Source organism: Thermicanus aegyptius DSM 12793 (assembly GCF_000510645.1).
GTDB lineage: Bacteria > Bacillota > Bacilli > Thermicanales > Thermicanaceae > Thermicanus > Thermicanus aegyptius.
In genome coordinates, this window is sequence record NZ_KI783301.1 from 512,822 (window position 1) to 524,815 (window position 11,994).

The 11,994-nt window shown below is 46.7% G+C and carries 10 protein-coding genes and 1 other annotated feature; of the genes, 6 read left to right on the forward strand and 4 right to left on the reverse strand.

Features of this window, described 5'->3' with window-relative positions; translation table 11 throughout:
• The first annotated feature begins 121 nt into the window (after window positions 1–121).
• Window positions 122–340, forward strand: a binding site (T-box leader).
• Window positions 341–385: 45 nt separating this feature from the next.
• Both pheS and pheT read left to right on the forward strand, forming a co-directional pair.
• The gene (pheS, locus tag THEAE_RS0102685) at window positions 386–1,420 is read left to right on the forward strand and encodes a phenylalanine--tRNA ligase subunit alpha (protein WP_005588710.1); all 1,035 of its coding nucleotides are present in this window, start codon (window positions 386–388) and stop codon (window positions 1,418–1,420) included.
• Between the two features lie 106 nt (window positions 1,421–1,526).
• A complete protein-coding gene (pheT, locus tag THEAE_RS0102690; protein ID WP_028986432.1) occupies window positions 1,527–3,950 on the forward strand; it encodes a phenylalanine--tRNA ligase subunit beta in 2,424 nt (807 codons plus the stop codon).
• Window positions 3,951–4,064: 114 nt separating this feature from the next.
• Here the strand turns inward: pheT and THEAE_RS0102695 are convergent, their stop codons facing one another.
• Window positions 4,065–5,081 carry a phosphodiester glycosidase family protein gene (locus THEAE_RS0102695; protein ID WP_005588709.1) on the reverse strand — a complete coding sequence of 339 codons (1,017 nt, stop codon included), beginning with the start codon at window positions 5,079–5,081 and terminating at the stop codon, window positions 4,065–4,067.
• 264 nt (window positions 5,082–5,345) lie between these two features.
• Between THEAE_RS0102695 and THEAE_RS0102700 the strand changes: the two genes are divergently transcribed.
• Both THEAE_RS0102700 and THEAE_RS0102705 read left to right on the forward strand, forming a co-directional pair.
• Window positions 5,346–5,609 carry a cell division protein ZapA gene (locus THEAE_RS0102700; protein WP_005588708.1) on the forward strand — a complete coding sequence of 88 codons (264 nt, stop codon included), beginning with the start codon at window positions 5,346–5,348 and terminating at the stop codon, window positions 5,607–5,609.
• A 192-nt stretch (window positions 5,610–5,801) separates the two neighbouring features.
• On the forward strand, window positions 5,802–8,138 hold the full coding sequence (locus THEAE_RS0102705; protein ID WP_028986433.1) for a glycoside hydrolase family 65 protein: 2,337 nt from the start codon (window positions 5,802–5,804) through the stop codon (window positions 8,136–8,138).
• 129 nt (window positions 8,139–8,267) lie between these two features.
• Here THEAE_RS0102705 and THEAE_RS0102710 read toward each other — a convergent pair whose 3' ends face one another.
• Window positions 8,268–8,798, reverse strand: coding sequence for a PilZ domain-containing protein (locus THEAE_RS0102710; protein WP_211233466.1), 531 nt, complete (start codon window positions 8,796–8,798; stop codon window positions 8,268–8,270).
• A 5-nt stretch (window positions 8,799–8,803) separates the two neighbouring features.
• A complete protein-coding gene (locus tag THEAE_RS0102715) occupies window positions 8,804–9,526 on the reverse strand; it encodes an EAL domain-containing protein (RefSeq protein WP_052329712.1) in 723 nt (240 codons plus the stop codon).
• Between the two features lie 209 nt (window positions 9,527–9,735).
• Between THEAE_RS0102715 and THEAE_RS0102720 the strand changes: the two genes are divergently transcribed.
• Both THEAE_RS0102720 and msrA read left to right on the forward strand, forming a co-directional pair.
• Window positions 9,736–10,074, forward strand: coding sequence for a helix-turn-helix domain-containing protein (locus THEAE_RS0102720; RefSeq protein ID WP_005589059.1), 339 nt, complete (start codon window positions 9,736–9,738; stop codon window positions 10,072–10,074).
• Window positions 10,075–10,234: 160 nt separating this feature from the next.
• Window positions 10,235–11,209, forward strand: coding sequence for a peptide-methionine (S)-S-oxide reductase MsrA (gene msrA / locus THEAE_RS0102725; protein ID WP_425426416.1), 975 nt, complete (start codon window positions 10,235–10,237; stop codon window positions 11,207–11,209).
• A 6-nt stretch (window positions 11,210–11,215) separates the two neighbouring features.
• Here msrA and THEAE_RS0102730 read toward each other — a convergent pair whose 3' ends face one another.
• Complete coding sequence (locus THEAE_RS0102730) at window positions 11,216–11,776, reverse strand: class I SAM-dependent methyltransferase (protein ID WP_028986437.1); 561 nt, start codon at window positions 11,774–11,776, stop codon at window positions 11,216–11,218.
• Window positions 11,777–11,994: the final 218 nt, after the last annotated feature.

Below are 11,994 nucleotides of genomic sequence, written 5' to 3' on the forward strand. Positions count from 1 at the left end.
CATATTCTCTGAAGCGTTACGATATGACAATATCACGGACGTACAACACAATGGGGAAGGCGAGGGTTGTAAAAAGCGCCGGCGTTCGTTATAATGTATGATATCGTTTCGAATTGTAATCGTGAAAACGATGAGGGAGAAGAGTAGATCTTCCGCTCCCTGACAGGGATAAGGGGTCGGCGATTGAGAGCCCCTTACAGGTGATGAAGATGGAATTCACTCCTGAGTGAGCCCTTGAACGATTTAGAGTAGAGGGCTACGGTGAGAGCCGTTATCTGTTTGAGGTGGAGCAGAATATTCTGCTCAATAAGGGTGGTACCGCGAACCTTTCGTCCCTGACGGATGAAAGGTTTTTTTATTTTATACATTAAAGGAGGAGTGAGTTATGAGAGAGAAACTTTTAATACTGGAAGAGGAAGCCATAAAAAGAATTGAAAATACGAAGGATCTCAAGGAGCTTCAGGAAGTTCGGGTCCATTATTTGGGGAAAAAGGGCTCCTTGACGGAGGTATTAAGGGGAATGGGCCGTTTAAGCCCCGAAGAGCGGCCCGTCATTGGGCAGTTGGCCAACCAGATCCGGGATCGGTTGGAGGAAAAACTCGCTTTGAAGGAGAAAGAGTTGGAGGAGAAGGAATTAAATCAAAGGCTCGCTTTGGAGTCCATCGACATCTCTCTGCCCGGGAGACGACCTCCTCGAGGGGCTCTTCATCCTTTAACCCGCATCATACAAGAGATCGAAGAGATCTTCGTCGGCATGGGGTTTACCATCGCCGAAGGGCCGGAAGTGGAACTCGATTATTACAATTTCGAAGCCTTAAATCTTCCGAAGGATCATCCTGCCCGAGATATGCAGGATAGCTTCTACATTACCGAAGAGATGCTTCTGCGTACCCACACCTCCCCTGTGCAGGTGAGGACAATGCAGGCCATGGAAGGGAGGGTGCCTGTGAAGGTGATCTGCCCTGGTGTCGTCTATCGGCGGGACACGGATGATGCGACTCATTCCCATATGTTCACCCAGGTGGAAGGACTCGTGGTGGATGAGGGGATCCGTATGAGCGATTTAAAAGGCATCCTTCTGAACTTTGCGCGGCGTATGTTTGGAGAAGAGACTTCCATTCGTCTCCGCCCAAGCTTCTTCCCCTTTACTGAACCAAGCGCCGAGGTTGATGTGACTTGTTCCTCTTGTCACGGGACGGGGTGCAGGGTGTGTAAACAAACCGGCTGGTTGGAAATATTAGGATCCGGCATGGTGCATCCCAACGTGTTGGAGATGTCGGGATATGACCCGACCCGATATACCGGTTTTGCCTTTGGTATGGGAGTAGAACGGATTGCCATGTTGAAGTATGGTGTAGACGACATACGCCATTTCTACACCAATGATCTCCGGTTCATTGGACAATTTGCAAGGCTGTAAAGGAAGAATTTCTTTAAAGGGAAAAGAAGAGTGGGGAAAATTTACCCAATGAAATGTTTCAATAGAACAAAGATCACAAAGGTTTTATCAGAAAGGAGCAGGCTTGATGAGGGTCTCTTTTGCATGGTTATCTCAGTATGTGGACTTAACAGGGATTACTCCCCGGGAGCTGGCGGAGAAACTTACCCGTAGCGGGATAGAGGTAGATGCGGTAGAAGAACGAAATAAAGGGGTAGAGGGCGTCGTGATCGGCTATGTGGAGGAAGTTCTTCCCCATCCGAATGCAGATCGTCTTAAGGTATGTAAGGTGAAAGTTGGCGAGGGAAAGGTGAATACCATCGTAACCGGTGCCCCCAATATTGCAGCAGGACAATACGTGCCGGTAGCGGTCGTGGGGGCGAAGCTTCCCGGGGGAGTGAAGATTGGTATGAGCAGCTTTCGGGGGATTGAATCGGAAGGGATGATCTGTTCCGCCCAGGAATTAGGGATAGAAGGGAAATATTTTCCCAAGGAGATTCAAGAGGGAATTCTTACTCTTCCTTACCACGCAGAAGTAGGGGAAGATGCCGTGAAGGTGTTCGGATTAGATGATGTTGTTTTAGACCTTGACCTGACCCCGAACCGGAGCGACTGCCTGAGCATCTATGGTGTTGCCTATGAGGTGGGCGCGATACTCGGCAGAGAGGTAAAAGAATTCGGAGGGAAAACATTTTCCCATGCACCCCTTCCGGAATGGAAGATTGAGATTGAGGCGACAGAGGATTGTCTGGAGTATCAAGCCGCTCTCATTGAGGGAGTAAAAATCGCCCCTTCACCCCAATGGATGCAAAACCGTCTCATTGCCGCAGGAATCCGCCCGATCAATAACGTTGTAGATATCACCAACTACGTCATGTTGGAGGTAGGGCAACCTCTCCATGCGTTCGATGCCGATAAGGTGGGTACAGGAAAGATCCTGGTCCGCCGGGCAAAACGGGGAGAGCATCTGATCACCTTGGACGGGGTAGATCGGGAATTGGATGAAGAGATGCTTCTGATTACCGATGGAGAGCGAGCCATTGGTCTTGCAGGGGTAATGGGTGGAGAGGAGACGGAAGTGACGCAGGGGACGACCACCATCCTTTTGGAATCGGCTTATTTCGCCGGTCCTTCCATCCGTAAGACGGTAAGGAAATTAGGCCTTCGCTCCGAAGCAAGCCTTCGCTTCGAGAAGGGAGTCGACCCTGCCCGCATCCGGCTTGCCCTAAGGCGGGCGGTCGAGTTGATGGAGGCAATAGCCCAGGGAAAAGGGAGGAAGGAACTTGCCGCGGAGAAGGTAAAAGAACAGCCGTTGGAATGGACCGTGGAAACCTCGCTGCCTAGAATTCAACAAGTGTTGGGAATGGAGTTATCCCTGGAAGAGGTTATGGGCGTATTCCAACGTCTAAAACTTCCTGTGGGTTTAGAGGGAGAGCGGATCAGGGTGACCACCCCATCCCGGCGCCCTGATCTCACCATCGAAGCAGATCTCTTTGAAGAGGTGGCACGCCTTATCGGTTACGACAAGATTCCCATAACCTGGCCCGCAGGGGAACAGACCCAAGGCGGTTGGACGAAGGCGCAGACCCTTCGAAGAAAGATCAGGGAGTATCTCGTTTCTGTAGGCTTCTTTCAGGTTTCTACTTATTCCCTCATTGACCCGAGAATGGAAGGTCTCTTTGCCCCCATCGCCGAGGAGAAAAAGGCGATTCCGGTGGTTTGGCCCATGAGCGAAGAGCACAGCCATCTTAGGACGACCCTCCTTCCCTCCCTGTTGGAGGTTGCCCGTTATAATCTGAATCGAAATGTGGATCATCTCTTCTTCTTTGAATTAAGCAAGGTTTTTCATTCTACTGCATTCGGGGAAAAGGTTCTTCTCCCTGAAGAACCTTATTACCTAGCCGGATTGGCTGCCGGGGAATATCTCTCCCATCCTCTAACAGGAGAAAGGGTGATGGCTGATTTTTATTTCGTGAAGGGAATCCTGGAGGAACTTTTCCAGCTTCTTTCCTTGAAGATTCATTTTAAAGGGGAGAGCATCAAAGGATTTCATCCTGGGAGAGGCGCCTTGATTTTCCTAGGGGGTGAGAAGATCGGATACGTAGGGCAAATCCATCCTTCCGTAGCGAAAGAGGCAGGGGTTCGGGATGATACGATCCTCTTCCAACTTAATGTAACTTCCATCTTAGAACAGGAGGAGGAGGAACTCTTTTATCAACCGATCCCGAGATTCCCGGGCAGCCGGAGGGATATCAGCTTTCTGGTCGGAGAGAAAGTACCTGCTGAAGCGCTTATGGAGAGCATGAAGGAGGGGACAACTCTCCCCTTGGAGGAGGTAAAGCTTTTTGACGTATATCAAGGAGAACATGTCCCGGCAGGGATGAAAAGTATGGCTTTTACGCTCTTCTTCCGCCATCCTGAGCGTACCTTAAGCGATGACGAGGTTCAAAAGGAAGTGGAACGGATTATTGATTTACTCACGGAAAGGTTCGAAATCAAGCTGCGGGGGTAACCGATCAAAGGGATTCGATAATAAGCAGTCCCAAAAAAAGGCTCCTCCCTTGAAAAGCTCAAGGTGAGGAGCCCACGATTTCAAGAAAATCGATATTTGCGTCGGTTTCTTCGTTCATCCTTTTGATTTCGTATCCGAAGGTTTTTGTACGATTTTAATCTCCTGGTTTTCATCAGGGATTACGACCCAAGCATTGGGTAAAAAGCGGGAAATATTGCCCTGGGACGAGGGTGTGGTGATGGTTTCACCATTCAGGTACATGATGGAGGAGGATCCGCCATCCATGCAGATGGCATTTACGACTCCCCTTTCGTAGAGAAGATCTTGCACATCCTTTAGGGTAGCGCCTAAGCTCTGAACCTGTCTTCCTTCGATCACAATCATGACGATGGTTCCATCTTCCTTTTGGCCGATGGCGGTTCGGGGGGCAATTCCCCAGCCCCCGTTTCCTTTTTTAATCATCTTTTCTCCATTGACGATCAGTTGGGGCTTAAAGCCGCCTGCATCTGTCACCCCCATCCTAATCAGTTCATGAGCACTGTAAAATCCGGTGATAAGCACTCCGTCTTTTGTCAGGCCTGCCACATAATCTTTCTCATCGGGGTTATTGTCGGGCGCATTCATAATGACGCCGTTTTCGATGATGATGCCGAGAGGAATCCCTCCGTTTCCCTGACCATTAGGGTCATGAAAGCCGTTCGCGTTGATGGCCGCTATAGCACCGCTCTTTTTGGCTAGGACCTGGATCTGCTCTCCTTGGTTTGGGGTGGTGGAGGTTACCATTTTTACCATTTTTGGATCAGGAATATAAAGAATTTTTCCCTTAAAATAATGATCAGGCCCATAATTTCTCTCTATCGATTCTACTTCAATGGAAAGAGTACTTTGCTTTTGCTTTGGAGTTGAAATCAGGTCGGCCGGTAGGTTCTTAAAAGCAGGACGATCGATGTTCTCCTGAATCGCCTTTAATTCCTCAGGGCTTAAGAAGGTTAGCCATGCGAGTTGACGATGTTGGGAGGACAGAATCATTTCAGCTGCAAGTTTGCGATATTGATAGCCTGGTCCGAAGGAGAAGAACCAAACGGAGAAGACAACCAAAATCAGAAGAAGGACTCTCCATCTCTTTTTCACAGTTTTTCTCTCCTATCTTCTAAAGTCTGCGAGAATTAAATTCCTTCTATCCTCTCTTTCTGTCATACGTTGTATTATAGTATAAAAAGAGTGAAAAAGCACATTAATTTTTGGTAATGAAATCTAAAAAATTGATTAAAGTTCGCGGAAAGGAAGTAGGATGGATCCGCCAAACTTGAGAAGGAAGAAGAGGGAGAAAGGTTGCACAGATTGACTCCGTAATAGGAATCGAATACCCTAATAGAGAAATGGGGAGGGAAAAACGTGAAAGAGCGAACCAACTCAGCACGCGTGGTTATCTATGGTGAACCCTATCTCCTGAAAGGAGAGGCATCCAACAGCCATCTCCATCAGGTGGCGGAGTGGGTAGACCAGAAGATGAAGGAGATCGCGAAGAGAAATCCTAAATTGGATCACACGAGAATTGCAGTTCTTGCTGCGGTGAATATTGCCGACGAGCTTTTGCGAGTGCGAAGGGAGTTGGAGGAATTGTATCAGATGATTGATGAGGAGAAGGGAGAGGTGTGATGAAGGGCCATCGCTTACGAAATCACTCCTCGTGTCCTCCAGATCGTGTCCTTCAGACGGTGAAGGATCACTTTTCGTTTCGTATAACGCCTTTCCATTTCTTCTGTAACCTAATCCTGTTTTGGCTAACCATAACATATGCTCCTGTATCCCATGAAATCCTAATCGAATAGAAAAAGAGGAGGAGTTACGGTGCGTACTTATCATCGCAACAGAGAGGCCATTTATCCTTATGATCCTTGGGCGGTTCGAGAAACTCATTTCGACATAGAAAGCAATTACCGGGATGAAACCATCTTTGCCCAAGCAAACGGGTACGTTGGGATCCGGGGCAATCTGGAAGAGGGGTATAACGGGCCTAAAGGTACCTCTTTTTCGGCTACATATATCAATGGGTTTTATGAAAGCTATCCGATTCTTTATCCGGAAGGAGGGTATGGGTTCGCTCACACAGGACAGACCATGATTAATGTAACCGATAGTAAGGGAATGAAGGTTTTCCTTGAAGGAGAAGAGTTTTCCCTGATGTCGGGAACGGTTCATCATTATGAACGAAAGCTGGATCTGAAGAAAGGGGTTGTAACCCGGCAGGTGATATGGGAATCGCCGAAAGGGAAAAAGGCGGAGATCACTTTCCTTCGCCTTGTCTCCTTTAAACGACCGCACCTGATCCTCTATTCGACTTTTATTAAGCCTCTCAATTTCTCCGGGGAAATAAGGCTCATTTCCCGCATCGACGGAAATGTAACCAATGGAAATGAGACCGATGATGTCCGGGTTTCTTCCCATGTAAGCGGGAAAGTGTTACGTACCCTTGATCTGCACGTAGGGGAAAGCGGGGGTTGGATCAAGCAACAAACGAAGCGGAGCCGTCTTACCTTGCTTTGTGCCGTCTTGCATGAATTTATCCCGGAGAATAGTGGCGAACTCTCGATGCGAAAAGAGGAGGAGGCCCTGGTGGGGGAGATCTCCTTTTTTGGGAGGGAAGGAGAGCCTCTCCAGGTAAATAAGTATGTGGCTTATCTGGATTCCCGCTCCTATCCGGAGGAACGGCTGCCTTCCACAGCGGAGAATCTTCTCATGCAGGCGAGGGCCGATGGCAGGCAGGTTTTGATGAGAGAGCAGGAGGAATATCTCGCTTCCTTTTGGGCCGAAGCGGATATTGAGATCGATGGGGATGAAGCTTTGCAACAAGGGGTTCGGTTTAATGCCTTTCACCTTCTCCAATCTGTGGGTCGAAACGGATTTACCAGCATCGGGGCAAAGGGTCTCACCGGAGAAGGGTATGAGGGGCACTATTTCTGGGATACGGAAATCTACATCCTTCCCTTTTTCCTCTATACCCAACCGGAATTGGCGAAATCCCTTCTCCTCTTCCGGTATCATCTCTTGGATGCGGCAAGGAAGAGAGCGAGGGAATTAAAACATAAAGGGGCCCTTTTTCCATGGAGAACGATTGATGGTCCTGAATGCTCCGCGTTTTTTCCCGCGGGGACTGCCCAATATCATATCAATGCGGATGTGATTTATGCGTTAAAGCGATATGTGGAAGGAACGGGGGATGAGGAGTTCCTCTTCTCTTATGGATCGGAGATGCTGGTGGAGACCGCCCGCTTCTGGGTAGATCGGGGGACTTTTAGTCCGGCTAAAGGAGGAAAATTTTGCATCCATACGGTAACAGGCCCCGATGAATATACGGCACTGGTCGATAATAATGCATTTACCAATTACATGGCCAGGATGAACCTGGAGTATGCGGTGAGGACTTTGGCACGGATGAAGGAAGTGGTCCCTGATCGGTATAGAGAGCTGGTGGATAAACTGAATCTGGCGGATGGAGAGATGGAATGGTGGAGGAAGGCGTCCGAGGAGATGTACCTTCCCTATTCCGAAGAACTAGGGATTATTCCCCAAGATGATACTTTTTTACAGAAGGAACGGCTTATGGTAGATGAGCTCCCGGCCGATGAGATTCCCCTTCTCCTCCATCGCCACTATCTGGATATTTATCGCTATCAAGTCTGCAAGCAGCCTGATGCTCTACTGGCCATGTTTTTACTGAGGGAACTTTTTACCGTCGAGGAGATTCGGAGAAATTACGATTATTACGAACCGATCACGACCCATGACTCTTCTCTCTCTCCCGCCATTTTTAGCATCCTGGCCAATGAAATCGGGTATGGGCAGAAAGCGTATGAGTACTTCATGCAGACCGCCCGTATGGATCTGGATGATTATAATCAAAATGTAAAGGATGGTATCCATACGGCCAGCATGGCCGGTACATGGCTGGCGATCGTTCAGGGATTTGGCGGTGTAAAATTCCTTCCGGACGGCATTCATGTCACACCCCATCTTCCGGCCCGGTGGAAGGCCCTTCGCTTTACGCTACGGTATCGGGGAAGAAAACTGATGATTGCTCTTGCGAAAGAGGAATGCCGGTTTCAACTCATCGAAGGAGATCCTATCGAGATCACCTATAGAGAGGAGAAATTTACCTTAACAGGGGAGGAAGTCTTTCCGGTCTAGGGATTCATTTCTCTCGCTGCTGCATACCTCTCCCCTTTAAGTAAGAAAAAGGGAGAAAACATGTGGAAGTCAAAGGCTTGAGTCTTTTGAATTCAAGCCTTTTCTTTTTTTATCGGATGGCGTCCAAGGTTAATTCGTTTTCTTCTCCTGCTCAATCACCAAGTACTGTAATACTTGATATAATTTTTGTTGTTCACTCACTTTCATGTCGGTAAATTCAATACCATAATGGAACTCATTGATTAAATCTTCCTTTCGCACAATTTTCCCCAGTACGGTAAATTCCTCATCTTTAATCGCAAATTCGATTTGCAGGATGATTCCTTTTCGAATGGGTAAATCATATTGACAAGCCATTTTTATGCCGGTCCAGCTTATGTCCCTAACCCAACCTTTTCCTTTTTTATTCTTCAACGGCTCAAGATTTTTATCATTGGAATCAATCAGTGTAAAGGAACATTCCGTATCGGTCAGCTTTACCCGAAACCCCCTCCTTTTTTCCATCTCTTTCACTTTCGTTTGCAGTTCATCTAAGGATTCTTCCATCGAAATGATTTGTTCGTCCTTCTCACTTAATTTTTTCTTATAGTTCTTATGAATTAGAAGGAAAAGGAATAACGAAATTACGGCAAAAATACCTCCCACAATGACGATCTCCATCGCTTTCAACTCCTTGTTCCATGAATTTCGCTTATAGGTTTGGGCATCCCCAATAAATAACCTTGTCCAATATCCACCCCTAAAGCCTTGGCGATGGCTAAATCAACGGGCTTTTCAATTCCTTCCAATATTATCTTTATCTTCTTTTTCTGAAAGATATCGATGAGAATGCGAATAATCTTTTTTTTATTCTCTGAACTCGCTAAATCGGTGGCAAAGTATCGGTCCAATTTCACAAAGGAAGGTTCTAAATAGAGGGCGGTACTTAGCGACGTTTCCCCCTTTCCAAAGTCGTCGATGGCGATGGTGTACCCTTTTTCTTTCATTCGGTTTACGGCCGATCGAAGCAGCTTTGGGTCTTGAATCAATTCTCCTTCGTTAATTTCAAACACAATGTTATGATGAGGATAAGGAAGATGATCCAGTAAGAGATGAAAAGAGGGGTGAATTGCCGTGGATGGATAGATGTTCAAAAAAAGTTTATTCGTCGGTTCCAGTGTAAAAGAGGAGACCGCTTTGATCACCGAACCGGTTTCAAGCTCATACAATCGATTTTTCTCCATGGACAAATGGAAAAGTGATTCGGGATCTTGAAAAAAAGAAGAGCGAAGGAGCGCCTCGTATCCTAGTAATTTCCAGCTGCTTAAGACATATAATGGCTGATATAAATGATGAAATCCTCTATTTGCCATGATCTCTTCAAAATGGAGATCGTTTTGGTTGGACATAGGCAATTCTCCCCGATTGGTTGAATGGGCTTCTCTTAAAGGAGCACCTAAACGTTTTCTTTTTTAATTCGACAAAAACCCACAGGAAAAGAGGTAATTAACCATTCTTCACTATGATATTTATAGTATACATTTTTTTAATTTAAATATCTATCGTCTCTTGGGTATTCTGAAGAAGTTCATTTAGTCTTACCTAAGAGGTGGTAAAAATGGGGAATTTGCCAAAAATAATCGGAGAGAGAATCAGAAAATATCGTAAAGAGAGGGGGTTAAGTCAAGAGGAACTGGCCTATATGGCCAATCTTCACACGTCTTATATTGGGCAACTGGAACGGGGAGAGAAAAACGCGACTTTGGAGAGTATTGAAAAAGTGGCGAATGCCCTTGGGATTACCCTGGAACAATTATTCCGTTCGATTAAGACCGATTCGAATTCAAAAGACGATACGTTAACTCAAATTGTTACTCAGCTGCAAGCAAGGAGCATAGAAGATCAGACGATCTTCCTTCAAATGCTTAACCTATTGCTCGTATGGAAGGACCGTTAAATCCCAAAAGCGATGAGAGGAAGTTGACTAGCCGAAATCTTTGCGCTTCTGAGATTTGAAAAAGGATTGGTAAAGAAGAACGAGGTAAGATAGAAGTATAGGAATCGATTCAAGGGAAGCTGATTTGAATACGATGGAATCGTAGGGAGGGAGTACCGTGGTGAAAGATCACTTAGAAAAAGCAACCTTTGCGGGAGGATGCTTCTGGTGCATGGTAAAGCCTTTTGATGAGATGCCGGGCATTGTGAAAGTGGTTTCAGGTTATACGGGAGGAGATGTGGAGCATCCAACCTACGAGCAGGTGTTGGCGGGGAAGACGGGGCATGTGGAAGCCGTGGAGATTACATATAATCCGCAGGTTATTTCCTATGAAAAAATACTCCACATCTACTGGCGCCAAATCGACCCCACCGATCCGGAGGGACAGTTTGCCGACAGGGGCTCCTCTTACCGTACGGCCATTTTTTATCATCATGAGAAGCAACGGGAATTGGCAGAACGATCCAAGAAGGAACTGGAACAAAGCGGAAAATTTACGGGGCCGATCGCAACCGAAATCTTGCCGGCAAAGCCCTTTTACCCAGCCGAAGAGTATCATCAGTACTATTACAAGAAAAATCCGTTTCATTATGAACGGTATTACATCGGATCGGGAAGGAAAGATTTTTTGGCCAGAACTTGGAGGGTGGAGAAGAATGAAGAGGAGTTAAGAAAACGGCTTACTCCCATTCAATTTGAAGTGACGCAGCGAAACGGTACGGAGAAGCCATTTGCCAATGCGTATTATCAAAACAAGAGAGAGGGGATCTATGTAGACATCGTCTCAGGGGAACCTCTTTTTAGCACCCTGGACCAATATGATGCGGGTTGTGGTTGGCCTAGTTTTACAAAGCCTATACATACCGCGCACATTGTGGAAAAAATCGATCTCAGCCATGGAATGATTCGGACGGAGGTGCGAAGCTTTTACGGAGATTCCCATTTGGGGCATCTCTTTGAGGATGGACCGATAGAGAAAGGGGGGCTTCGTTACTGCATTAATTCCGCGGCTCTCCGCTTTATCCCGAAGGAAGATTTGGAGAGGGAGGGGTATGGGGAGTACCGATCCCTGTTTGATAAGCACCCTCTTTCTTAAAAATCTCTATCGTTGGGCCAAGATCAAGTAATAATCTCCGAGGTCCTTTCTTTTTATGATGTGCATCTGTTGACCGGTCAACAAGATTTCCATTTCTTCGGAGGAGATCCGGTGCTCCAGAGGAGGTCCGCCATTCGTCTGTTTTTTCTCCCAGTCGAGAATGGCGATGAGACCTCCTTTTTTTGTGATTCGCTTTAGTTCCGCCAAGCCTTCATTTAGGTCCTCCACCTCATGGAGCACATGGGAGCAGAAGAGAAGATCCATCGATTCATCCGGAAATGGAGTTTTCTCTAAAGGAGAGAGGATCTTTTCAATATGATCAACTCCTTCTTCCCTTATCCGTTCATCAAGATATTGGAGCATCTTCTCCTCCACATCGACGGCGTAAACTTTTTTAACCCGCCTGGCCAATGGAATCGTAAAATATCCGCTGCCGGCCCCCATGTCGGCTACGGTCTCATCGCCGGTAAGGGGGATCTCGTTGATGATCTTGTCGGGTGGCAATTTTCTCCTCCGCTGTTCGTTCTCTAAGTTCTTGACGTTTCTAGGATCGAAACGATGGCTCATCTTAGGGGATCTCCTTTCCGTAGGGTTTTTATATTTTATCATAACTTAGGGAAAAAGAAAGGATTGAAGAAGGAGAAAAGATCATTGTATAAAAATTACCCCATTTGAATCAGTAGGTGGTTCCTTATTTATTTTCCCGTAGTTTTGGAGGGGATGAGGGGAGGCTATCAGCTGGTACGATAAAAAGGTATAATAGAATATGTTTAATGTTGGTTCGC